The sequence below is a fragment of the Zeimonas sediminis genome (assembly GCF_023721795.1).
Taxonomy (GTDB): Bacteria; Pseudomonadota; Gammaproteobacteria; order Burkholderiales; family Burkholderiaceae_E; genus Zeimonas; species Zeimonas sediminis.
On sequence record NZ_JAMQYE010000001.1, the window covers coordinates 2,108,231 to 2,129,516 of the forward strand.

23 protein-coding genes are annotated in these 21,286 nt (G+C 70.3%); 9 read left to right on the forward strand and 14 right to left on the reverse strand.

All coding sequences use genetic code 11. The features are described from left to right. Positions 1 to 51: 51 nt before the first annotated feature. Positions 52 to 1,008 (forward strand): transglycosylase SLT domain-containing protein, encoded by a 957-nt coding sequence (locus M6I34_RS09815; protein ID WP_272485504.1) that lies wholly within the window; start codon positions 52 to 54, stop codon positions 1,006 to 1,008. A 49-nt stretch (positions 1,009 to 1,057) separates the two neighbouring features. Here M6I34_RS09815 and M6I34_RS09820 read toward each other — a convergent pair whose 3' ends face one another. Then, positions 1,058 to 2,905: an ABCB family ABC transporter ATP-binding protein/permease gene (locus M6I34_RS09820; protein ID WP_272485505.1), complete on the reverse strand. Its 1,848-nt coding sequence runs from the start codon at positions 2,903 to 2,905 to the stop codon at positions 1,058 to 1,060. A 63-nt stretch (positions 2,906 to 2,968) separates the two neighbouring features. On the opposite strand from M6I34_RS09820, the gene M6I34_RS09825 reads away from it, so the two are divergent. Continuing rightward, positions 2,969 to 3,367: an acyl-CoA thioesterase gene (locus tag M6I34_RS09825; RefSeq protein ID WP_272485506.1), complete on the forward strand. Its 399-nt coding sequence runs from the start codon at positions 2,969 to 2,971 to the stop codon at positions 3,365 to 3,367. Between the two features lie 13 nt (positions 3,368 to 3,380). Here M6I34_RS09825 and M6I34_RS09830 read toward each other — a convergent pair whose 3' ends face one another. Beyond that, positions 3,381 to 4,067, reverse strand: coding sequence for an SDR family oxidoreductase (locus M6I34_RS09830; RefSeq protein ID WP_272485507.1), 687 nt, complete (start codon positions 4,065 to 4,067; stop codon positions 3,381 to 3,383). A gap of 176 nt (positions 4,068 to 4,243) precedes the next feature. On the opposite strand from M6I34_RS09830, the gene M6I34_RS09835 reads away from it, so the two are divergent. From M6I34_RS09835 to M6I34_RS09865, 7 genes are read left to right on the forward strand one after another with little or no spacing between them, the layout of a single operon-like run. Next, on the forward strand, positions 4,244 to 5,326 hold the full coding sequence (locus M6I34_RS09835; protein ID WP_272485508.1) for a calcium/sodium antiporter: 1,083 nt from the start codon (positions 4,244 to 4,246) through the stop codon (positions 5,324 to 5,326). Further along, a complete protein-coding gene (locus tag M6I34_RS09840) occupies positions 5,323 to 8,196 on the forward strand; it encodes a monovalent cation/H+ antiporter subunit A (RefSeq protein WP_272485509.1) in 2,874 nt (957 codons plus the stop codon). Before M6I34_RS09835 ends, M6I34_RS09840 begins: the two co-directional genes overlap by 4 nt. Then, positions 8,193 to 8,540: a Na+/H+ antiporter subunit C gene (locus M6I34_RS09845; RefSeq protein ID WP_272485510.1), complete on the forward strand. Its 348-nt coding sequence runs from the start codon at positions 8,193 to 8,195 to the stop codon at positions 8,538 to 8,540. Before M6I34_RS09840 ends, M6I34_RS09845 begins: the two co-directional genes overlap by 4 nt. Continuing rightward, entirely contained in the window at positions 8,537 to 10,222 is a 1,686-nt protein-coding gene (locus M6I34_RS09850; RefSeq protein WP_272485511.1) for a monovalent cation/H+ antiporter subunit D, read from the forward strand. The genes M6I34_RS09845 and M6I34_RS09850 overlap by 4 nt, the downstream gene beginning before the upstream one ends. Next, the gene (locus M6I34_RS09855) at positions 10,219 to 10,704 is read left to right on the forward strand and encodes a Na+/H+ antiporter subunit E (RefSeq protein WP_272485512.1); all 486 of its coding nucleotides are present in this window, start codon (positions 10,219 to 10,221) and stop codon (positions 10,702 to 10,704) included. Before M6I34_RS09850 ends, M6I34_RS09855 begins: the two co-directional genes overlap by 4 nt. Then, complete coding sequence (locus M6I34_RS09860; protein ID WP_272485513.1) at positions 10,701 to 10,973, forward strand: K+/H+ antiporter subunit F; 273 nt, start codon at positions 10,701 to 10,703, stop codon at positions 10,971 to 10,973. The genes M6I34_RS09855 and M6I34_RS09860 overlap by 4 nt, the downstream gene beginning before the upstream one ends. Before the next feature lie 4 nt (positions 10,974 to 10,977). Next, the gene (locus M6I34_RS09865; protein ID WP_272485514.1) at positions 10,978 to 11,325 is read left to right on the forward strand and encodes a Na+/H+ antiporter subunit G; all 348 of its coding nucleotides are present in this window, start codon (positions 10,978 to 10,980) and stop codon (positions 11,323 to 11,325) included. On the opposite strand, the gene M6I34_RS09870 is transcribed toward M6I34_RS09865, so the two are convergent. From M6I34_RS09870 to M6I34_RS09925, 12 genes are all read right to left on the reverse strand, one after another. After that, complete coding sequence (locus tag M6I34_RS09870) at positions 11,258 to 11,716, reverse strand: nuclear transport factor 2 family protein (RefSeq protein ID WP_272485515.1); 459 nt, start codon at positions 11,714 to 11,716, stop codon at positions 11,258 to 11,260. The two genes, M6I34_RS09865 and M6I34_RS09870, sit on opposite strands and share 68 nt — an antisense overlap. A 14-nt stretch (positions 11,717 to 11,730) precedes the next feature. After that, a complete protein-coding gene (locus M6I34_RS09875) occupies positions 11,731 to 12,132 on the reverse strand; it encodes a nuclear transport factor 2 family protein (protein WP_272485516.1) in 402 nt (133 codons plus the stop codon). A 153-nt stretch (positions 12,133 to 12,285) separates the two neighbouring features. Next, positions 12,286 to 12,678 (reverse strand): VOC family protein, encoded by a 393-nt coding sequence (locus M6I34_RS09880; protein ID WP_272485517.1) that lies wholly within the window; start codon positions 12,676 to 12,678, stop codon positions 12,286 to 12,288. 44 nt (positions 12,679 to 12,722) lie between these two features. Next, on the reverse strand, positions 12,723 to 13,307 hold the full coding sequence (locus M6I34_RS09885; RefSeq protein ID WP_272485518.1) for an ATP-binding protein: 585 nt from the start codon (positions 13,305 to 13,307) through the stop codon (positions 12,723 to 12,725). 25 nt (positions 13,308 to 13,332) lie between these two features. Continuing rightward, positions 13,333 to 14,196 (reverse strand): class I SAM-dependent methyltransferase, encoded by an 864-nt coding sequence (locus tag M6I34_RS09890; RefSeq protein ID WP_272485519.1) that lies wholly within the window; start codon positions 14,194 to 14,196, stop codon positions 13,333 to 13,335. 27 nt (positions 14,197 to 14,223) lie between these two features. Further along, the gene (locus tag M6I34_RS09895) at positions 14,224 to 14,643 is read right to left on the reverse strand and encodes an SgcJ/EcaC family oxidoreductase (RefSeq protein ID WP_272485520.1); all 420 of its coding nucleotides are present in this window, start codon (positions 14,641 to 14,643) and stop codon (positions 14,224 to 14,226) included. 63 nt (positions 14,644 to 14,706) lie between these two features. Next, positions 14,707 to 15,444, reverse strand: a complete 738-nt coding sequence (locus tag M6I34_RS09900) for a ZIP family metal transporter (protein ID WP_272485521.1) — start codon at positions 15,442 to 15,444, stop codon at positions 14,707 to 14,709. A 224-nt stretch (positions 15,445 to 15,668) separates the two neighbouring features. After that, positions 15,669 to 16,037 (reverse strand): single stranded DNA-binding domain-containing protein, encoded by a 369-nt coding sequence (locus M6I34_RS09905; RefSeq protein WP_272485522.1) that lies wholly within the window; start codon positions 16,035 to 16,037, stop codon positions 15,669 to 15,671. Between the two features lie 266 nt (positions 16,038 to 16,303). Further along, positions 16,304 to 17,074 carry an enoyl-CoA hydratase gene (locus M6I34_RS09910; protein ID WP_272485523.1) on the reverse strand — a complete coding sequence of 257 codons (771 nt, stop codon included), beginning with the start codon at positions 17,072 to 17,074 and terminating at the stop codon, positions 16,304 to 16,306. Positions 17,075 to 17,129: 55 nt separating this feature from the next. Then, a complete protein-coding gene (locus M6I34_RS09915; RefSeq protein WP_272485524.1) occupies positions 17,130 to 17,582 on the reverse strand; it encodes a PaaI family thioesterase in 453 nt (150 codons plus the stop codon). Between the two features lie 18 nt (positions 17,583 to 17,600). Beyond that, positions 17,601 to 18,827: an acetyl-CoA C-acyltransferase gene (locus tag M6I34_RS09920; RefSeq protein WP_272485525.1), complete on the reverse strand. Its 1,227-nt coding sequence runs from the start codon at positions 18,825 to 18,827 to the stop codon at positions 17,601 to 17,603. Between the two features lie 49 nt (positions 18,828 to 18,876). Continuing rightward, positions 18,877 to 21,285, reverse strand: coding sequence for a 3-hydroxyacyl-CoA dehydrogenase/enoyl-CoA hydratase family protein (locus M6I34_RS09925; protein ID WP_272485526.1), 2,409 nt, complete (start codon positions 21,283 to 21,285; stop codon positions 18,877 to 18,879). Between the last annotated feature and the right edge of the window lies 1 nt (position 21,286).

Below are 21,286 nucleotides of genomic sequence, written 5' to 3' on the forward strand. Positions count from 1 at the left end.
GACCGGCCGGCATCCCGGAGCGCCGGCGTGCGCCGGGGCGCGAGCCTGCTCATGTGCGCGACGGCGGCTGCGCTGTGCTGGCCGGGCCACGTGCGCGGGGTCGAGGCCGTTGCCGCGCCCCCGCCCGCAGCCGTGCCCTCCGGGCAGGCGCGCAAGCCCGACGCCCGGGAGTTCTTCGAGCGCGGCCAGCTGATCGAGCGGACCGAGCACGGTGACGGGGCGATCGCGCGCGCCTACGTCCTCTACTGCGAAGCCGCCCGCCTGGGCAGCCCCGACGCGCTGATGCGCCTGGGCTGGATCCATGCCGACGGGCAGGGCCGCCCCCGCGACGAGGGCATCGCGAGCACGCTCTTCCGTCGCGCGGCCGGGTTCTCGGGCCGCCACGACCGCCTGCCCGAGTGCCTGCGCGAACCCTGGCAGCCCCTGGTCATGCCGCCGATCGACACGACGGCGCCCCCTCCCGTCAGGGCGGCAGCGCCGCCCGCCATTCCGAGGCCTGCCGAGTTCGAGCCGGCGGTCCTGTCGCCCGGTCGCCAGAAACTCGTGCGGACGGTGCTGCGGATGGCCCTCGACTACAAGGTCGACCCGCGCCTCGTCTTCGCGGTGATGCAGACCGAGTCGAACTTCGACGCGAACGCCGTGTCCCCGAAGAACGCGCAGGGCCTGATGCAGCTGATCCCCGAGACGGCCGAGCGATTCGCGGTGCGGGACGTCTTCGACCCGATCGACAACCTGCGCGGCGGAATCGGTTACCTGCGCTGGCTGCTCGCCTACTACCGGGGCGACGTGATCCTGACGCTCGCCGCCTACAACGCCGGCGAGGGCGCGGTCGACCGGCACCGGGGCGTGCCGCCGTTTCCGGAAACGCTCGCCTATGTCCAGCGGATCCGCGCGCTCTATCCGCACGACCGGCATTTCTTCGATCCCCGGGTCGCCGATCCGCCGGTCTGGCTGGGCGCCGCGGCCCCGGACCGTCGCGATCGGCCGCCGCTCGCCTCGCGCCGCTGAACGGGGCGGCTCCCCGCCGGCGCCCGCCCGGATCGCGCTTCGTCCCCTCTCAGTCGCGCCCGCGCGAGGACCCGCCGGCGTCCGCTTCCTGTTCCTCCCGCTGCTGCAGCGCCCACAGCCGCGCGTACTCGCCGCCCGCTCGCAGCAACTCGCGGTGGGTGCCGCGCTCGACGATCCGGCCGCCCGCCATCACCAGGATCTGCGCCGCGTCGGCGACGGTCGACAACCGGTGCGCGACGACCAGCGTGGTCCGGTGCGCCGCGGCGCTGCGCAGCGCCCCCTGTATCGCCTGCTCGTTCCGGCTGTCGAGCGCCGAGGTCGCCTCGTCGAGCACCAGGATCGGCGGATCCTTGAGCAGCGCCCGCGCGATCGCGACCCGCTGCTTCTCGCCGCCCGACAGCTTCAGCCCCCGCTCGCCCACCACCGTGTCGTAGCCCTTCGGCAGCGTCTCGACGAAATCGTGCAGCCTGGCGGCGCGCGCGGCCGCGACGATCTCCGCGTCGCCCGCGTCGGGCCGGCCGTAGCCGATGTTGTAGCGGATCGTGTCGTTGAACAGCACCGTGTCCTGCGGCACGATCCCGATCGCCGCGCGCAGGCTGGCCTGGGTCACCGACCGGATGTCCTGGCCGTCGATCGCGACCCGCCCGTCGCTCACGTCGTAGAAGCGGAACAGCAGCCGCGCGAGCGTCGACTTGCCCGCCCCGCTGGCGCCGACCACCGCGGTGGTCGTGCCCGGCGCCATCGCGAAGTCGACCTCGTGCAGGATCGTGCGGTCTGCGTCGTAGCCGAACGACACTCGCTCGAACCGGATCGCCGGCGCGCCGGCGAGCGCGAGCGGCCGCGCATCGGGCGCGTCGTCGATCTCGCGCCGCTCGGACAGCAGCCGGAACATCCGTTCCATGTCGGTCAGCGCCTGCCGCAGCTCCCGGTACAGCACGCCGAGGAAATTGAGCGGCGCATAGAGCTGGATCATGAACGCGTTGACCAGCACCAGGTCCCCGAGCGACATCGTGCCGTCGACGACGCCGGCGGTGGCCCGCCAGAGCAGCAGCGTGACCGCGGTGGCGATGATCACCGCCTGGCCGAGGTTCAGAACGCTGAGCGAGGCCTGCGAGCGGATCGCCGCGCGCATCTTCTCGCGCAGGTTCTCGTCGTAGCGCCCCGCCTCGAAGTCCTCGTTGCCGAAGTAGCGGACCGTCTCGTAGTTGAGCAGTGCGTCGATCGCGCGCGTGTTCGCGCGCGAGTCCTGCTCGTTCATCCGGCGGCGGAACTGCGTCCGCCACTCGGTGACCCGCACCGTCCACAGCACGTAGAGCGACAGCGCCCCGATCGCGATGCCGGCGAACCAAGGGTCGTAGTTCAGCGCCAGGTAGCCGACCACCAGGAGGACCTCGATCAGCGTGGGCAGCACGCTGTACAGCGTGAACGAGATCAGGCTGGAGATGCCCTGCGCGCCGCGCTCGATGTCGCGCGACATGCCGCCCATCTGCCGGTCGAGGTGAAAGCGCAGCGACAGCGACAGCAGGTGCCGGAAGACCTGCAGCGTGATCGTGCGCGAGGCGTCGTGGGTGACCCGCGAGAACACCAGCTCGCGCAGCTCGGTGAACAGCGTCGTGCCGAGCCTCAGCGCGCCGTAGCCGACGAGCAGCGCCGCCGGCACGACCAGCGCCGCGCGGGCGGCGTCCTTCTGCACGTCGAGCGAGTCGACGATCTCCTTGAGCACCAGCGGCACGCCGACGTTGGCGAACTTCGCCGCCACCAGGCACGACAACGCGAACGCGATCCGCCAGCGCCAGCGCCACAGGTAGGGCAGAAGGCGCGCGACCGTGTGCCAGTCGCCGGGCGGCTGCGCGGCTGCGCCGGCCGGAGGCATGTCGAAGGTCGCGCTGCGTCGCATGGGGATCGGGTCCGGCAAAAGGCGTTATTCTGCTTCGATCCGCACGCGACCGGAGAAGCGCCGATGGAAGCCCACACGACCACGCTGCCCGAAGGGCGGATGCCGGTGCTTCGCGTCGTGCCGATGCCTGCCGACGCGAACGTGCACGGCGACGTGTTCGGCGGCTGGATCATGTCTCAGGTCGACATCGCCGGCTCGCTGCCCGCGGTGCGCCGGGCCAACGGCCGGGTCGCCACCGTGGCGGTCAATTCCTTCGTGTTCAAGCAGCCGGTCTTCGTCGGCGACCTGCTCAGCTTCTACGCCGAGGTGGTCAAGGTGGGCCGCACCTCGGTCACCGTCTTCGTCGAGGTCTACGCGCAGCGCAACCGGCTGGTCGACGAGGTGGTCAAGGTGACCGAGGCCACGCTCACCTACGTGGCCACCGACGAGGACCGCCAGCCGCGTCCGCTGCCGCCGGCCTGAGCGAGGGCCAGGCTCAGCTGACCCAGCCGCCCGCGAACGGGAAGCTCTGGCCGGCGAAGAAGTTCACCTCGGAGCTCGCCAGGAAGACCGCGAACAGCGCGTCCTCGCGCGCGGTGGCCAGCCGCCCGGCCGGCACCTCGCGCCTGAGCCGCTCCTGGAAGGCCGGCATCGCCTGCACCTCGGGCCCGTAGTACATCGGGTTCTCGACGAAGTTCTGCGCGATCAGGTTGACCTGCACGTTGCTCGCCGCCACCTCGGCGCCCACCGCGCGCACGTAGGAGACCTGCGCGCCGCGCGCCGCCGCATAGGTCGACGTGCGCTTCTGGCCGCGCAGCGCGGTCGCGCTGCCCATCACCACGATCTTTCCCTCGCGCCGTTCGAGCATCCCGGGCAGCACCGCGCGGAACAGCCGCGGCAACGGGTCGACCATGTTCGCGAACACGTGGCGCCACTCTTCGTCGCCGACCTCGTGCGCGCGGGTCGACGGCGCCGGCACGCCGAGGTTCGCGATCAGCACGTCGACCCGCCCCGCCGCCTCGACCGCTTGCCGGGCCGCCGCGGGCGCGGCGAGCGAGCCCTCGTGCGCGACGACCGTCGCGCCGTGCTCGCGAAAGGCCTCGACCAGAACCGGCCCCATGAATTCCGCGGCCTGGGTGACCAGCACCCGCTTGCCGGCCAGGCTGTCCCCGATCCTCGCCATCGCGCTCTCCTCGCTTCCCTCGATCGGGCGATTATCGCGCCCTATAACCGCGCAGGGGAGCGAGAATCGGTGCCGCAGCGTTCCACTGCGGCTAGAATCCGCGCGCCGCGGACGCCCCGCGGGCCGCCGGGCGGCCCGTAAGTTCGTCCCGCGAAAGCCGAACAGGCAGACTGATCATGACAATCGTCCTATTCATCGCCGGGCTGGTCCTGCTGGTCGCGGGCGCCGAGCTGCTGGTCCGCGGAGCCTCCAGGCTGGCCGCGGCCTTCGGCATGTCGCCGCTCGTGATCGGACTGACCGTGGTCGCGTTCGGGACCAGCGCGCCGGAGATCGCGATCTCGGTCGGCGCGTCGCTGAACGGCCAGACCGACGTCGCGGTGGGCAACGTGGTCGGCAGCAACATCTTCAACGTGCTGTTCATCCTGGGCGCCTCGGCGCTGATCGTGCCGCTGGCCGTCGCGCGGCAGGTGATCCGGCAGGAGGTCCCGGTGATGATCGGCGCTTCGCTGCTGCTGCTGGCGCTGATCCTCGACGGATCGCTCGATCGGCTCGACGGCACGCTTCTGACGCTCTTGGTCTTCGCCTACCTGGCTTTCCTGGTGGTGCAGTCCCGCCGCGAAGCTCAGGCGGCCGCCGACCGCGCGGTCCGGGGGGCGGCGCCGGAGCGGAAGGCGCAGGCCGCCGGCCTGCCGCTGCAGGTCGCGCTGATCGTGGGCGGCCTGGTCGCGCTGGTCTTCGGCGCGCGGATGCTGGTGGAGGCGGCAGTGGACTTCGCCCGCGCGCTCGGGGTCAGCGAGCTGGTCATAGGCCTGACGATCGTCGCGGCCGGCACCTCGCTGCCCGAGGTCGCCGCCTCGATCACCGCGGCGCTGCGCGGCGAGCGCGACATGGCGGTCGGCAACGTGGTCGGCAGCAACATCCTGAACATCCTCGCCTGCCTGGGCCTGGCCTCGCTGGTGTCGCCGGCGCCGCTGGCGATCGCGCCGTCGGTGCTGAACTTCGACATCTGGGTGATGCTGGCCGCGGCGCTGGCCTGCCTGCCGGTGCTGGTCACCGGCCGCGAGATCGCCCGTTGGGAAGGGGCGATCCTGGTCGGCTACTATCTGGCCTACGCCGCCTACCTGATCCTCGCGGCCCAGCAGCATGACGCGCTCGCCGCCTTCTCGGACATCATGCTGTCCTTCGCGATCCCCCTCACGATCGTGACCCTCGTGGCGCTGGCGGTCCGCCCCGGCGCCACCCGGAGCCTTCGCCGATGACCTCCCTGCCCATCCTGGCCCTGCTGCCGTTCGCGGCGGCGCTGCTGCTCGCTGCGGTGCCCAATCGCTCGAAGGCCGCCGCAGCGTGGATCGCCGGCGCGACCGCCCTGATCGGCTGCGCGCTGCTCGCCGGCCTCGCGCCCGCGGTCTTCGACGGCCAGGTGCCGGCCTGGAGCGTTTCGTGGATGCCCGGCCTGGGCATGGACTTCGGCTTCAGGCTCGACGGCCTGGCCTGGATGTTCGCGCTGCTGATCCTGGGCATCGGCGCGCTGGTCGTGCTCTACGGCGCCTACTACCTGCACCACGAGGACCCGCCGGCGCGCTTCTTCATGTTCCTGATGCTGTTCATGGGGGCGATGCTCGGCGTGGTGCTGGCCGACAACCTGCTGCTGCTCGTGGTGTTCTGGGAGCTGACCAGCCTGTCGTCGTTCCTGCTGATCGGCTACTGGAACCACCGGATCGACGCCCGGGAGGGCGCGCGGATGGCGCTCACGATCACCGGTGCCGGCGGCCTGGCGCTGCTGGCCGGCGTGCTGCTGATCGGCCACATCGTCGGCAGCCTGAAGCTCGACGACGTCCTGGCCGCCGGCGACGTCATCCGCGCCCATCCGCTGTACCTGCCGGCCCTGCTGCTGGTGCTGGCCGGCGCGTTCACCAAGTCGGCCCAGTTCCCCTTCCACTTCTGGCTGCCGCACGCGATGGCAGCGCCCACGCCGGTGTCGGCCTACCTGCACTCGGCCACCATGGTGAAGGCCGGCGTGTTCCTTCTGGCCCGCATGTACCCGGCGCTTGGCGGCAGCGACGCCTGGTTCTGGATCGTCACGCTGACCGGCCTGGCCACGCTGCTGACCGGCGCCTACCTGGCGATCTTCAAGCACGACCTGAAGGGCCTGCTCGCCTACTCCACGATCAGCCACCTGGGCCTGATCACGATGCTGTTCGGCCTGGACACGCGGCTGGCCGTGGTCGCCGGCGTCTTCCACATCATGAACCACGCGACCTTCAAGGCCTCGCTGTTCATGTCGGCCGGCATCATCGACCACGAGAGCGGCACGCGCGACATGCGCAAGCTCAACGGCCTGTTCCGCTACATGCCGCAGACCGCGGTGCTCGGAATGGTCGCGGCGTCGGCAATGGCCGGCGTGCCGCTGCTCAACGGCTTCCTGTCCAAGGAGATGTTCTTCGCCGAGACGCTGGCGCGCGGCGACGGCGGCTTCATCGGCATCCTGCTGCCGGTGGGCGCCACGCTCGCCGGCCTGTTCAGCGTGGCCTACAGCGCGCGCTTCGTTCACGACGTGTTCTTCAACGGCGAGCCCAAGGACCTGCCGAAGACCCCGCACGAGCCGCCGCGCTTCATGCGCGTGCCGGTCGAGTTGCTGGTGGTGCTGTGCGTGGCGGTGGGCATCGCGCCGGCGCTCACCGTGGCGCCGCTGCTGGCCGTGGCCGCCGGCGCCGCGCTGGGCGGGCCGCTTCCCGAGTACAGCCTGGCGGTCTGGCACGGCTTCAACCTGCCGCTCGCGATGAGCGCGATCGCGCTGGTCGGCGGGCTGGCGCTGTACTTCGGGCTGCAACGCCGGGTGAACCTGCACCAGGTCATCCACATCCCGCGCGGCGGCCGGGAGGCCTTCCTGTTCGTGCTCGAGCGCACCTACGAGGCCGCGCGCGGCCTCACGCTCGCGCTGCAGAACGGCAACCTGCAGCGCTACCTGATGCTGCTGGTGGTCTGCGCGATCGCGGCCGGCGCCCTGCCCTTCCTGGAGCACGGTTTCCGCGTGGCCGACGCCGGCGCGGACGCCGCGCCGGTCCCGCCGTTCAACGGGGCGGCTGCGGCGATCTGGGCGGTGGGCGTGGTCTCTGCCTTCGCCACGATGATCGCCTACCGTCGGCGGCTGCTGGCGCTGATCCCGCTGGGCGCGGTGGGCCTGGTGGTGAGCCTGACCTTCGTGCACTTCTCCGCGCCCGACCTGGCGCTCACGCAGATCCTGGTCGAGGTGGTGACCATCATCCTGATGATGCTCGCGCTGGCCTGGCTGCCCGAGGAGAGCCCGCGCGAGCGCAACCGCTGGGAGACCGGCCGCGACGCGCTGCTGGCGATCGGCGCCGGCCTGGGCGTGACGGCGCTGGTCTACGCGGTGCTCGACCGGCCGGTGTCCTCGATCTCGCCCTACTTCCTCGAGACCGCGCTGCCCGAGGGCGGCGGCTCGAACGCGGTCAACGTGATCCTGGTCGACTACCGCGGCTTCGACACGCTGGGCGAGATCACCGTGCTGGGCATCGCCGGCGTCGCGATCCACGCGATCCTCGCCGGCTTCATGCCGTCGCGCCGGCCCAACCCCGGCGTCGCGGGCGCCGACCCGCATCCGCTGATGCTGGCGATCGTGTCGCGCCTGCTGCTGCCGCTGGCCGCGCTGGTGTCTGCCTACCTGTTCCTGCGCGGCCACAACCTGCCGGGCGGCGGCTTCATCGCCGGCCTGGTGCTCGCCATCGCGCTGATCCTGCAGTACGTGGCCAACGGCCAGCGTTTCGTGGGCACGCGCATGCGAACCGACTTCCGGCCCTGGATCGGCTGGGGCCTGCTGATCGCCGGCGGCACCGGCGTGGCGGCCTGGTTCTTCGACGCGCCCTTCCTGACCAGCACCTACGACTATCCGCTGTGGCCGATCGTCGGCGCGGTGCCCCTGGCCAGCGCCGCGGCCTTCGACCTGGGCGTATTCCTGACCGTGGTCGGCGCGACGATGGTCGGGCTGGCCTCGATCGCCCGACTGAACAGCCCGGACGATGCGGCCGCGGCGGCACCGGCCGGCGAACTCTCCGGACCCGGCAGCGCGGCGAACGCCGGGAAGCTTGCACAAGAAAGGAGCCAGGGATGAGCCTGCTCGTCGCGCTGGGGATCGGCGCACTCACCGGCACCGGCATCTGGCTGATGCTGCGTGCCCGCACCTTCGACCTGATCCTGGGCCTGACCCTGCTGTCGTACGCGGTGAACCTGTTCATCTTCGCGATGGGCCGGCTCAAGGTCGCCGCGCCGCCCATCCTGGATCCGTCTCTGCCGCCCACCCTCGAAACCTATGCCGATCCGCTTCCGCAGGCCCTGGTGCTGACCGCGATCGTGATCGGCTTCGCGATGACCGCGCTGATGCTGGTCATCGCGCTGCGCACCCATCTCGAGACCGGCTCCGACCACGTCGACGGCGGAGGCTCCGACCGCACATGAACTGGCCCCACCTGATCGTCGTCCCGGTCGTCCTGCCGCTGCTGGCAGGCGCTGCGCTGCTACTGCTCGAGCGCCGCTCCGAGCGCGGCGGCGCGCAGCCCGGCGGCAACCCCGCGGCGCTGCTGTCGCTGCTCTCCGTGATCGCCCAGCTGCTCGTGGCGCTGATGCTCGCCGCGCGCGCCGCCGGCGGCGGCGTCGAAGCCTACCTGCTCGGCAACTGGCAGGCGCCTTTCGGCATCGCGCTCGCGCTCGACCGCCTGTCGGCGATGATGCTGGTGCTCACCGCGCTGGTCGCGCTGGGCAGCGCGCTGTACGCGCGCGCCGGCGACGCCGCGCGCGGCCCGCACTTCCACGCCCTGTTCCAGTTCCAGCTGATGGGCCTGAACGGCGCCTTCCTGACCGCCGACCTGTTCAATCTGTTCGTGTTCTTCGAGGTGCTGCTGATCGCCTCGTACGGCCTGCTGCTGCACGGCGGCGGCGCGGCGCGGCTGAAGGCCTCGATCCACTACGTGGCCTTCAACCTGGCCGGGTCGTCGCTGTTCCTGATCGCGGTGGCGCTGCTCTACGGCCTCACCGGCACGCTGAACATGGCCGACCTGGCCGAGCGGGTGGCTGCGCTGCCCGGCACCGACACCGCGATGATCCGCGCGGCCGGCCTGCTGCTGCTCGTGGTGTTCTCGGTGAAGGCCGCGCTGCTGCCGCTCTACTTCTGGCTGCCCGAGACCTACGGCGCGGCCACCGCGCCGGTGGCGGCCCTGTTCGCGATCATGACCAAGGTGGGCGTCTACTCGATCGCGCGGGTGTACACGCTGGTGTTCGGCGACGACGGCGGCACGGCCGCGAACGTGGCCTGGCCGTGGCTGCCGCTGCTGGCCCTGGGCACGCTCGCGCTCGGCGCGGTGGGCACGCTGGCGGCCACCCGGCTGCGCGGCGTGGTCGCCTACCTGGTGGTCGGCTCGGCGGGCACACTGCTGCTCGCGCTGGGGCTGGGCAACGAGGCCTCGGTTTCGGCGGGCCTGTTCTACATGATCAACAGCACGCTGATGGCGGGCGCGTTGTTCCTGCTGGTCGACCGGATCGCCGCCGCCCGTGCGGTCCAGGGCGACCACCTGCGGCCGGACGACTTCCAAGGCAATCGCGCGATGCTGGGCGCCGCCTTCTTCACCTGCGCGATCGCTGCGGGCGGCCTGCCGCCGCTGGCCGGCTTCCTCGGCAAGGCCATGCTGCTGGAAGCCGCCACCCCCACCACGCTGGCCGTGTGGACCTGGATCGTGGTGCTCGGGGCGGGCCTGGGCACGATCGTCGCGCTTTCGCGCGCCGGCAGCCTGCTGTTCTGGCGCAGCGGGCCCCGGCATGCGCAGCATGGCGAGGAAGCGCACGGCCACAGCGCGCACGGACACGGCACGCAGGGCCCGGCCTCGCACGGCGTGCCCGAGGCCCGGGACGGCACAGGGCTGGCCCCGGGACAAGCACTGGGCGCCGGTCTGCTGGTCGCGCTGCTGCCGCTGCTGGCCCTGTTCGGAGGCCCGGTGCACGGCTACACCACCGCCGCCGCCGAGCAGCTGTTCGAGCGCCGCGCCTACATCGACGCGGTGCTCGGCACGAAGCCCGTACCCGCCGCGATCGACGTTCGCCGCGAGATGCGCGAGCGCGGCGACATCAAGGGAGCCAAGAAGCCATGAAGCGACTGCTTCCCGCCCCGCTGCTGAGCGCCACGCTTTTCGTGGCCTGGTTGATGCTCAACCAGTCGGCCTCTGCAGGCAATCTGGTGCTGGCCGCGATCTTCGCGGTGGGCCTGCCGCTGGCATTCGGCGGCTTCCGCGTCGACCCGCCGCGCATCCGCCGGCCGCTGGTCATCGCGAAGCTCGGACTGGTGGTGCTGTACGACATCGTGATGTCGAACATCGAAGTGGCCCGGCGCATCCTCGGCCCGGAGTCGAAGATCACGCCGCGCTTCGTGTGGGTGCCGCTCGACATCCGCGACCCGCACGGCATCGCCACGCTGGCCGGCATCATCACGATGACCCCCGGCACGCTGTCCTCGGACCTGACCGAAGATCGCAGCCACCTTCTCGTGCACGCGTTCAACGTCGACGACGAACAGGCGCTGATCGCGTCGATCAAGGAACGCTACGAAACCCCGCTGCGGGAGATCTTCGAATGATCCTCGGCCAGGTCCTGCCCTTCGCGATCGGCGCCTTCGCGCTGGCGCTGCTGCTCGCCGCGTGGCGGCTTCTGCGCGGCCCGGACATGCCCGACCGCATCCTCGCGCTCGACACGCTCTACATCAACTCGCTGGCCCTGCTGGTGCTGGCGGGCCTGCAGTACGGCACCAACCTGTACTTCGAGGTGGCGCTGGTGATGAGCATGCTGGGCTTCATCGGCACCGTGGTGCTGTCCAAGTTCCTGTCGCACGGCGACATCGCGGAGTGAGCGCATGAGCCTGCAAGACCTTCCGCTGTGGCTCGACCTGCTGCTGACCGCACTGGTCGTGATCGGTGCCTTCTTCGCGCTGGTCGGCTCGTGGGGCCTGGCCAAGCTGTCCGACTTCTACAAGCGGCTGCACGGCCCGACCAAGGCCACCACGCTGGGCGTGGGATGCGTGCTGATCGCTTCGTCGATCTGGTTCAGCATCGGCCAGAAGACCGTCAGCGTGCACGAGTTCCTGATCACACTGTTCCTGTTCCTGACCGCGCCGGTGTCTGCGCACCTGCTGATCAAGGCGGCGATGAACCTGGATCGGTCGGGCCGGCCGGCGCCGCCGAAGGGTCGGGGCGGCCGCTGACCGAGACCATCGTCCAGGCGCCGTCCTGCCTGAGGTAGACCTCGCTCCAATTGCCGGTGACCTCGACCGGCGCCGCGCCCAGGGGAACGACCGTCGCGCGCCAGGCGTAGTGAACGACGCCGACCTTCCCGTCGTAGATCCGCACGCTCAGCGGATGGAGTTCGTACTCGCGCAGATCCGGCGAATCGCCCGACACCGAGCGAACCGCGGCCTCGCGGTCGTGCGGAAGCGGCGCGCTGATGTCCCAGCCCACGTAGTCCGGGTGGAGGGTGGCGCGGATCAGGGCTTCGTTCCGCCCCTGCGACACGGCCCAGAGGCCGACGACATGCTGCCAGAGTTCGCGCTGCTCGGGGGTGAAGCCGGTGACGGGGAGCGCGGGATCGGGCGCCATGATGATCTCCCGGCTCAAGCAGATTGCGGTATCGGCGGACGGCTCTTGCGGTAGGAGTTCTTCAGGACGATCTTGCCGTCGCGAAGCGTGAACAGGTCGCAGCCGTGAACCTCGACGCGGGTGCCGTCCGCGCGCGTCCCGGTGAAGGTCCACTCCGACACGCCGCGGTCGCCATGGACGAAGTGGCGCGCGTTCGCCCAATGGGCGTCGGGAAACGTGGCCCAGACCTCGGCGAAGCCGGCGCGCACGGCTTCCCGGCCCGCGTATCGGGTGCCGCAGACCTCAGGGCCGGCCGAGGACTCGAAGACGCAGTCCTCGGCCATGAACGACATCAGCGCGTCGACGTCGTGGCGGTTCCACGCGTCGGCGAAGGCCTGCAGGAACTCGGTGGTCACCTCGGGAGTCGCTGTCTGCATGATCGGGCACCTCCGTGTCGGCTCCGCGATGCGCGGCGCCGATACCGGTGGCCGGAGCCGACCGGCATCGCGGATCGTCGATCGTAGGCCGGAAGCGCCCTTTCCGGAAGGCCGCGGCGAGGACAGCGCTCCCGCAGCCGCCGACGACCCGGCCTACTTCGGCCGGTAGAGCGCGCAGAGCTTGTTGCCGTCGGGATCGCGAACGTAGCCGAGGTACAGCGATCCGGACGCGCCTTCGCGCAGTCCCGGCGGGTTCTCTATCGAGGTGCCGCCATGAGCGACCGCGACATCGTGGAACTGCTGCACCTGCTCAGGCGAACTGCACTTGAATCCGATCGTTCCGCCGTTCGCATGGGTGGCGGCGCCGCCGTCGATCGGCTCGGAAACACAGAAAGTGCTGCCGTCATGTCGGTAGAACAGCCTGGCATGGCCGGAAGCGGCGATGTTGCGCACCGCTTCTCCAGCCCCGAGAACGCCCAGGACGGCGTCGTAGAAGCGCTTGGACTTCTCGATGTCATTGGTTCCGACCATCACATGACTCAGCACCTATCGTCTCCCTTGCTCGCGGCGGGTGAATGAACTTCGAGCGCTCATGGTAGCCGGCAACGCAGGCCGGCCACGACCGGGTCGCGCATGCCCTGCTGCATGTCGATCAGGAGCAGGGCCGATGCATCGGCCACATGCTCCCTCTTCGGGCCCGGGAAGGCGTCGAAGATCTTGCGGTGGGCGTGGTACGACCACGGATCCTGCCGCTCATAGTAGCCGGCAACCCACGCCTGCAGGTTGGCCAGCATCGCATCTTGGTCCTGCCTGGATGCGTACTTGTGCGGCTCCCAAGGGCGGCGACGGTTGTTGGCCAGGCAGACTTCGAGCCCCGGGTTGAGGAACACGAGCTCGGTGCAGTGGCCCGAGGCCGCTTCGACCAGCTCCCCGTAGCACCCTTCGATGACCCAGCGCTCGTGGGAGGCCAGAAAGGCATCCAGCGACCGGGCGATGTGTTCCGGCGCCCGTTGAACGGCCACCTTGCCCGGTTCCCAGACGATGGAATCCAGGTCGAGGTGGACCAGCGAGTGCTCCTGCGCCAGTCGTGCGGCAAGGGTGGTCTTGCCGGAACCGGAGTTGCCGAATATGAGGACTCTCATGGCGGCCAGGCGGTCAGGCTTCATCGACTGCAACGGATGTCCGACAGCCCGCCCGGGATCACTTCGCAGCCGAAGCGACCAGGCACTCGCCTGGCACCTCGAACCCGCCCTGCGATTCGAAGCTGCGCATCGACCGTTCCACCTCGTCCCAGACGGACTCGCGTTCGTCCGGGGGCAGATGGGCCATCATGGCGTTGAACGCACCGAAGGCTTCGCGGGCGAGCTGCACGTACTCGGCCGCGCTGGCCATCCTCAGGGGCGCCGGCACGGCGCGAACCTCGGGGTCGGCAAATCCGGCCTGACGAAAGACGCCCTCCAGCACTCCCTGGCCGCCGAGGCTGAACGGTCCGGGTTGCCCCGGAACCGGCGGCGGGAGCTGCGCGCGCCGGCGGATGATCGACACCGGCACCGCACCCCAATCGTTTCGCTCGGGCGTCGAGAAGACCACGACCGCGACCCGGCCGCCCGGTCTCAGCGCGCGGCGCCACTCGCGAAGCGCCGTGACGGGAGCCGGCATGTACATCAGCCCCAGTCGACACAGCACCGCATCGAAGGAAGCGTCCGGCAGGTCCAGCTTCTCGCCGTCCATGGCGCGAGTCTCGACCTGCTCGAATCCGCGCTCGCGGGCGACCTGGCGCGCAAGCTCGACGATCCCTTCCGAGATGTCGGTCGCCAGCACGTAGCCGTCCGGGCCGACGCGTTCGGCGGCACTGACGGCCGGCTCGCCTGCGCCGGCGGCAATGTCCAGGATGCGCTGGCCGGACCGGATCCTGGCCAGGTCGAGCATCTCGCGCGTGGCTTCGCCATACCAGCGATCCAGAACGGGATTCCAGCGTCGCCAGGCCGCCCCGTCCTTGTTCCATTGCTCTCGCTGGGCGTTCTTGTACTTCGCTGCGTCGAATGAGGGTTGCTGCGCGTCCATGCAAGTCCTCCTTTCGATGAGGCCCCCTCACTGCGGACGCGAGAGCTGACCCTCGATCACGTCGGTGTTCTGCGAGTCGATGATCGACCATCCCGCAGGGCCGCGCGACAGCAGGTTGAGGAGGATCCCCTTACGCGCGGGAAGCGGCGCGCCCTCGGGGGAAACATGCCCTTCCAGGATCCACCGAACCCTGGAGATGGCGATGCCGTCCGCCGGAAATCGAACGGCCACGTCCGAGAGGGTCAGCCGGCTGTGCTTGAACAGGGTCGCGTGCGTGAGCTCGTGCGCCTTCCTGATCTCTTCCCTGCCTTTCCACCAGAGCCCCACGACGTTGACGAACTCGGCGTTGGGGTCGAAGAGCTCGCCGAATGCGTGCATGTCGTGCCGATTCCAGCAATCGGCGAAGGCGCGGACGACCTGCGTCACCTCCGTGATCGGATCGGACATCGCTGTCTCCTCGGCAAAGAGAAAGCTTATGCCTCTTCGGCGTGCCTGTCGTGCGTTGCGCTGCTACCGGCCGATCTGGTGCAGGACGAAGGCCACGGCGAAGCCCATCACCGAGACCAGGCCGGCGCCCAGCCCTCCGCGTTCGCGCGCCTCGGGAACCAGGTCGTCGATCAGCATGGTCAGCAGCGCGCCGGCGGCAAAGGCCTCGGCGGCGGCCACCGCGCCGGCGTTTCCGGAAGCGCTCACCGTCGCGCCGACTGCCGCGGCCAGCGCCGACACGGCGATCACGATGCCCCACATGACCAGGATTCGTCGGTCGCTGAAACCCGGCTGGCCGCGCAGCTCCGCCGCCGAGGCCATCCCTTCCGGAAAGTTCGAGATCACGACGGCCAGCAGGAAGGGCACGCTCAGGCCGGTGCCCGTGGCGATCGACAGGCCCAGGATGAACGATTCGGGTATGCCGTCGAGCATCGCGCCCATCAGGATCGCGATCCCCCTGCTTGCGGCGGCGCCGGAACGGACGCGACGCTCCAGCAACTCGCTGCCCAGGAAATAGGCGATGGCGCCCGCGGCAAGCCAGAAGCCCAGCGCCACCGGGCCGCCGCGGGCGACCGCGTCGAGCACGAGCTCGAAGGTGATGGCGCAGATGAGCGCTCCCGCGCCGAAAGCCGCCACGAGGCCCACCAGGCGGCCGGGCAAGCTGCGCCTGAGCGCGAGCCACGCGCCCAGCATGAGCGGCAGCGCGGCCAGTGCGCCGATCGCCAGCGCGGAAACGAAAGCGGTCGGCAAATCGCCCGTCATCACCGCCTCGGCGCGCTCGTCACTGCCCACTGCCTCGAGGGGACTGGCTCAGCTGCCGGATTCCGACGAAGGCCCACCAGAACCGGCATGTGCCCCCTTCGTGGATGATCAGGATGCCCAAGATTGGAATTCACCGACTCGGCGCGGCTTCATCGCGCGGCGCCCGGTGGCGCGAAATGGGGTGCGAGCACCGAGAACGACTGCGTCGATGACCTTGCCAGGTTTCAGTGAAATGAGCCCTGAATGATGAATCCAAAATGAGGGGTCGGATTGGTGACGATGATCTGCTCCCCATTCGGCTTCTTGATGACATAGCCATCGAACACACGTTCCTGGCCGCCTTGCAGATTGCCATAGACCCTGACTTTCTCCTGGAGAGAGACGTTCGGTCTCCTGTCGTCAGGCAACCTGGCTCGGACGAAGATCGAGCCAGAGTCATCGGCCAGGGTGAAGCCGTCCTGATCGAGATGCGTGATCGTTCCTTCGATCGTGGTTACTGGGGGCAACCGCACGTTCTTGATCGGCGTAGTGCCGGTACATCCGCCTGCGGTGAGCACGACTGCGAGCCAGACGGACAGAATCAGAAGTCTCATCGCGATCCGCCTTGTCGTCGAGATTCCCGGATGGGTCCAAATGTACGCGGCGAACGGCGCCGATGCCGTTGAACGAACTCAGCGGCGCCGTCGAGTCGTCGCTCCGAAGCCGACGGGGCAACATCGGGAAGCCCCTTCCGGCCCGGGAGTTCGCCGATCGAACGAGCGGCCGCACTCCGGCCGGATGAGGCTCTGCAAGGCGTTGCGCGGCATCGACCCGACCTGGCTTCGGTAAATCGTCTCGGCGCAGGGGTCGCGCCCCGTGTTCACCCGATCTTCGAAAAATCCGGCTTGCGCTTCTCGAGAAACGCGCTGAAGGCCTCGCGCGCCGCCGGCTCGCGCAGCATGCGCCCGAAGACCTCGCCCTCGCGCAGCATCGCCTCGCGCACGCCGCCCGCGGCCGGCTGCTTCATCAGCGCCTTGGTGGCCACGAGCGAGGTCAGCGGCTTGGCCGCGAGCTTGGCCGCCTGCGCGCGCGCGCAAACCTCGACCTCGGCTGCCGGCAGCACCCGGTTCACGATGCCCAGCTCGCGCGCTTCCTCGGCGCCGAAGGGCTCGCCGAGCAGCAGCTTCTCGGCGGCGCGCTGGTGGCCGGCGATCGCCGGCAGCAGCAGGCTGGAGCCTGCCTCGGGGCACAGGCCCAGGTTCACGAAGGGCAGGCTGAAAGCCGCGTTGTCGCCGGCGTAGACCAGGTCGCAGTGCAGCAGCATCGTGGTGCCCACGCCGACCGCCGGCCCGCAGACCGACGCGATCAGCGGCTTGGGGAAAGCGGCCAGCGCGCGCAGGAAGCGGTGCACCGGCGCGTCTCCCGCCTGCGGCGGGTTGTCCAGGAAGTCGCCGAGGTCGTTGCCGGCGGTGAAGGCCTCGTGGCTGCCGGTGATCAGCGCCACGCGCACCGCGCCGTCGGCCGCCGCCCGCTCGAGCCCGTCGGCCAGCGCCGCGTACATCGCGGCGGTGATCGCGTTCTTGCGGGCGGGCCGGTCGAAGCGCAGCTCGCAGATTCCGTCGGCCACGCCGACCTTCACGTCCTCGGTCATCGATCTTCCTCGTTATTCGTTGAACTTCTTGCGCCCGCGACGAGGCCGGCGCCGGTCATTTCGGCCACAACACCATCTGCGTGCAGCGGAACAGCGCGACCGTGCGGCCGGTCTCGCGGTGCGTGACCACCGCGTCCCAGACCTGGGTCGTGCGCCCCATGTGCGCGGCGGTGGCCACCACCTCGATCGTACCGTCGCGCGCGGTGCCCAGGTGATTGCTCTTGAGCTCGATCGTCGTGAAGCCGCTCGCGCCTTCCGGAAGATGGGCCACCGTGCCGTAGCCGCAGGTGGTGTCGGCCAGCGTGATCACGGTGCCGGCGTGCAGGAAGCCGTTGGGCGCGAAGAGCTCGGGCCGCACCGCAAGATGCGCGCGCATCCGGCCCTCGGCCACCTCGTCGACGACGACGCCCATCAGCCCGGGCAGGTGCCCCGGGCTGCGCGCGTTGAAGTGCTCCGGCGTCATGCCGGGCCGCAGGCCCGGTTTCGCCCCTTCCTGCTTCCCGCTCATCGCCCGCCCTTCCCTTCCTCAGACGCGCTCGAACACGCCCGCCGCGCCCATCCCGGTGCCCACGCACATCGTGACCATCCCGTACTTCAACTGGCGACGGCGCAGCGCGTGCACCACGGTGGCCGCGCGGATCGCGCCGGTGGCGCCCAGCGGGTGGCCCAGCGCGATCGCGCCGCCCATCGGATTGACCTTGGCCGGGTCGAGGCCCAGGTCGCCGATCACCGCCAGCGCCTGCGCGGCGAAGGCCTCGTTCAGCTCGATCCAGTCGAGCGCGTCCTGGCCGATGCCGGCGCGGGCCAGCGCGGCCGGGATCGCCTCCTTCGGACCGATGCCCATGATCTGCGGCGGCACGCCGCGCACCGAGAAGGACACGAAGCGCGCGAGCGGAGTCAGGCCGAAGCGCTTGACCGCAGCCTCGGAGGCCACGATCAGCGCGCCAGCGCCGTCCGATGTCTGCGAGCTGTTGCCGGCGGTCACGCTGCCCAGGCCGGTGGCCTTGCCGCCCGGGTCCTTGGGCGAGGCGAAGGCCGGCCGCAGCCGACCCAGTGCCTCGAGCGAGGTATCGGCGCGCGGGCCTTCGTCGAGCGATACGGTGCGCGTGCTCACCGCCAGCTCGCGGGTGGCCAGGTCGGGGAACTTCGTGACCACCTGGATCGGCGCGATCTCGTCGGCGAACTCGCCGGCCTGCTGGGCGGCGATCGCGCGGCGGTGCGACTCCAGCGCGAAGGCGTCCTGCGCCTCGCGCGAGACCTTCCACTGCTGCGCGACCTTCTCGGCGGTCAGGCCCATGCCGTAGGCGATGCCGATGTTCTCGTCGGCCAGCACCCGCGGGTTCAGCGACGGCCGGTTGCCCATCATCGGCACCATGCTCATCGACTCGGTGCCGGCGGCGATCATCACCTCGGCCTCGCCCACGCGGATGCGGTCGGCGGCCATGGCCAGCGCGGTCAGGCCCGAGGCGCAGAAGCGGTTCACCGTGACCCCGCCCACCGTGTCGGGCATGCCGGCCAGCAGCGCGCCGATGCGCGCCACGTTCAGGCCCTGCTCGGCCTCGGGGATCGCGCAGCCGACGATCGCGTCCTCGATCGCGGCCGGGTCGAGCGTCGGCACCTGCCCCAGCGCCGCGCGCAGCGCGTGCACCAGCAGGTCGTCGGGCCTCAGGTTGCGGAACACGCCTTTCGGCGCCTTGCCGATCGGCGTGCGCGCCGCGGCGACGATGTAGGCGTCCTGGATCTGCTTGCTCATCTTGGTTCCTCGAAAATCTCGCGTCGGCGGTCGCGGCGGGCGCGCCTGCTCAATTGCGCACCGGCTTGCCGGTCTGCATCATCCCCATGATCCGTTCCTGGGTCTTGGGGTGCGTGAGCAGGCTCACGAAGGCCTTGCGCTCGAGCGCCATGATCCATTCCTCGTCGACCATCGAGCCCGGCTCGATGTCGCCGCCGCACATCACCTCGGCGATCGTCTTGCCCAGGTGGAAATCGTGCGCGCTGATCATCCCGCCGTCGCGCATGTTGACCAGCTGCGCGGCAATCGTGGCCATCGCGTCGCGGCCGGCGGCACGGAAGGCCGACTTGCGCGGCGGCCTGTAACCCGCATCGCTCATCGCCTTGGCCTCGCGGATCGCGGCGTAGAGCAGCTCGCTGCGGTTGAACACGATCGGGTCGGACTCCAGCAGCCAGCCCATGGCCTGCGCCTCGATCGCCGAGCGCGACACCTGCGCGGTGCCGGCCGCCATCACGTACTTCTTCAGGAAGTCGAGCAGCGCCGCGTCGGGCGCCGCCGCCTGCTCCTCGGCCGCGCGGCGCGCGCCGTAGGTCAGGCCGCCGGCGCCGGGGATCAGGCCCACGCCGACCTCGACCAGGCCGATGTAGCTCTCCAGCGCCGCCACCCTGCGCGCGCAGTGGATCGCCAGCTCGCAGCCGCCGCCCAGCGCCATGCCGGACACCGCGGCCACCGTGGGCACCTGGGCATAGCGAAGCCGCAGCATCGCCTCCTGCAGCTTCTTCTCCTCGGCCTCGATCGCCTTCGCGCCGCCGCTCATGAACACCGGCAGCATGGCCTGCAGGTCGGCGCCCACCGAGAACGGGTCGTCGGGCGACCAGACCACCAGGCCCTTGTAGTCGCGCTCGGCCAGCTCCACGCCCTTCAGCAGGCCGGCGATCACGCCGGGGCCGATCGCGTGAACCTTGGTCTTGATCGACGCGATCACCACGTCGTCGACGCCGCGCTCGCCGAGCGTCCACAGGCGGATCGACTCGTCCTCGAACAGCGTGTCGCCGGCGGTCGCCGGGTTGGGCGCGTTCTCGCCTGCCACCGACGGGCTGAACAGCTGCCGGCGATGCACCGGCTGCTCGACACGCGGCGCGAACACGCCGCGCGAGGCCGACCAGGAGCCCTGCGGCTGGTGCACGCCGCCGCGCTCGGCCACCGGGCCCTCGAAGACCCAGTCGGGAAGCGGCGCGGTAAACAGCGCGCGGCCCTGCTCGATGTCGTCGCGGATCCAGCCGGCCACCTGGGCCCAGCCGGCCTGCTGCCAGACCTCGAACGGCCCTTCGCTCGAGCCGAAGCCGAAGCGCATCGCCAGGTCGACGTCGCGCGCGTTGTCGGCGATCTCGGCCAGCTTGATCGCCGCGTACTGGAAGTTGTCGCGCATCAGCGACCAGACGAACTGCGCCTGCGGGTTCTTCGACTCGCGCAGCAACTGCAGCCGCTCGCCCCAGGTCTTCTTCTTCAGGATGCGGGCGACCGTCTCGTCGGCCTTGGCGCCCGAGGGCACGTAATCGCCCTTGGCCGCGTCGAAGCGCAGGATCGCCTTGCCGTGCTTGCGATAGAAGCCGGCGCCGGTCTTCTGGCCCAGCGCGCCCTTGCCGATCAGCGCGGCGAACACCGCCGGGGTCTCGTACAGCGGGTGGAAGGGATCGTCCTTCAGCTGGTCCTGCATCGTCTTCATGACGTGCGCGACCGTGTCCAGGCCCACGATGTCGGCGGTGCGGAAGGTGCCCGACTTGGCACGGCCCAGCTTGGCGCCGGTCAGGTCGTCGACCACGTCGTAGCCCAGCTCGAAGCGCTCGGCCTCGCGCACCGTGGCCAGGATGCCCCAGATGCCGATCCGGTTGGCGATGAAGTTGGGCGTGTCCTTGGCGCGGATGCAGTGCTTGCCCAGCGTGCTGGTCAGGAAGGCTTCCAGCCGGTCGACGACCGCGGGCTCGGTGTCGCGGGTGGCGATCAGCTCGACCAGCGGCATGTAGCGCGGCGGGTTGAAGAAGTGCACGCCGCAGAAGCGGGGCCGCAGGCCGGCCTCCACGCCCTCGGCCAGGCTGCCGATCGACAGGCCCGAGGTGTTGGTGGCCAGGATCGCGTGCTCGGCCAGGAAGAGCGAGACCTTGCGGTAAAGGTCGAGCTTCCAGTCGAGCCGCTCGGCGATGGCCTCGATCACCAGGTCGCAGTCGCGCAGCAGCTCGAGGTCGTCGTCGTAGTTGGCCGGCCGGATGAAGGCCGCCAGCGACGGATGGCCCAGCGGCGCCGGATTCATCTTCTTCAGCGACTCGATCGCCTTGATCGCGATGCCGCTCTTCGGGCCTTCCTTCGCGGGCAGGTCGAACAGCACCGCCTCGACCTTCGCGTTGACCAGGTGCGCGGCGATCTGCGCGCCCATCACGCCGGCGCCGAGCACCGCGACCCTTCTGACGTTGAAATTGCTCACC

What these genes read in the sequence shown, in the direction of transcription:
- M6I34_RS09825 (WP_272485506.1), top strand. Translation starts at nt 2,969, where the DNA reads ATGGAAGCCCACACGACCACGCTGCCCGAAGGGCGGATGCCGGTGCTT.
- M6I34_RS09870 (WP_272485515.1), bottom strand. Translation starts at nt 11,716, where the DNA reads ATGGCGCCCGATCCCGCGCTCCCCGTCACCGGCTTCACCCCCGAGCAG.
- M6I34_RS09835 (WP_272485508.1), top strand. Translation starts at nt 4,244, where the DNA reads ATGACAATCGTCCTATTCATCGCCGGGCTGGTCCTGCTGGTCGCGGGC.
- M6I34_RS09920 (WP_272485525.1), bottom strand. Translation starts at nt 18,827, where the DNA reads ATGAGCAAGCAGATCCAGGACGCCTACATCGTCGCCGCGGCGCGCACG.
- M6I34_RS09830 (WP_272485507.1), bottom strand. Translation starts at nt 4,067, where the DNA reads ATGGCGAGGATCGGGGACAGCCTGGCCGGCAAGCGGGTGCTGGTCACC.
- M6I34_RS09845 (WP_272485510.1), top strand. Translation starts at nt 8,193, where the DNA reads ATGAGCCTGCTCGTCGCGCTGGGGATCGGCGCACTCACCGGCACCGGC.
- M6I34_RS09875 (WP_272485516.1), bottom strand. Translation starts at nt 12,132, where the DNA reads ATGCAGACAGCGACTCCCGAGGTGACCACCGAGTTCCTGCAGGCCTTC.
- M6I34_RS09915 (WP_272485524.1), bottom strand. Translation starts at nt 17,582, where the DNA reads ATGAGCGGGAAGCAGGAAGGGGCGAAACCGGGCCTGCGGCCCGGCATG.
- M6I34_RS09910 (WP_272485523.1), bottom strand. Translation starts at nt 17,074, where the DNA reads ATGACCGAGGACGTGAAGGTCGGCGTGGCCGACGGAATCTGCGAGCTG.
- M6I34_RS09900 (WP_272485521.1), bottom strand. Translation starts at nt 15,444, where the DNA reads ATGACGGGCGATTTGCCGACCGCTTTCGTTTCCGCGCTGGCGATCGGC.
- M6I34_RS09865 (WP_272485514.1), top strand. Translation starts at nt 10,978, where the DNA reads ATGAGCCTGCAAGACCTTCCGCTGTGGCTCGACCTGCTGCTGACCGCA.
- M6I34_RS09840 (WP_272485509.1), top strand. Translation starts at nt 5,323, where the DNA reads ATGACCTCCCTGCCCATCCTGGCCCTGCTGCCGTTCGCGGCGGCGCTG.
- M6I34_RS09850 (WP_272485511.1), top strand. Translation starts at nt 8,537, where the DNA reads ATGAACTGGCCCCACCTGATCGTCGTCCCGGTCGTCCTGCCGCTGCTG.
- M6I34_RS09860 (WP_272485513.1), top strand. Translation starts at nt 10,701, where the DNA reads ATGATCCTCGGCCAGGTCCTGCCCTTCGCGATCGGCGCCTTCGCGCTG.
- M6I34_RS09895 (WP_272485520.1), bottom strand. Translation starts at nt 14,643, where the DNA reads ATGTCCGATCCGATCACGGAGGTGACGCAGGTCGTCCGCGCCTTCGCC.
- M6I34_RS09855 (WP_272485512.1), top strand. Translation starts at nt 10,219, where the DNA reads ATGAAGCGACTGCTTCCCGCCCCGCTGCTGAGCGCCACGCTTTTCGTG.
- M6I34_RS09905 (WP_272485522.1), bottom strand. Translation starts at nt 16,037, where the DNA reads ATGAGACTTCTGATTCTGTCCGTCTGGCTCGCAGTCGTGCTCACCGCA.
- M6I34_RS09815 (WP_272485504.1), top strand. Translation starts at nt 52, where the DNA reads ATGTGCGCGACGGCGGCTGCGCTGTGCTGGCCGGGCCACGTGCGCGGG.
- M6I34_RS09890 (WP_272485519.1), bottom strand. Translation starts at nt 14,196, where the DNA reads ATGGACGCGCAGCAACCCTCATTCGACGCAGCGAAGTACAAGAACGCC.
- M6I34_RS09820 (WP_272485505.1), bottom strand. Translation starts at nt 2,905, where the DNA reads ATGCGACGCAGCGCGACCTTCGACATGCCTCCGGCCGGCGCAGCCGCG.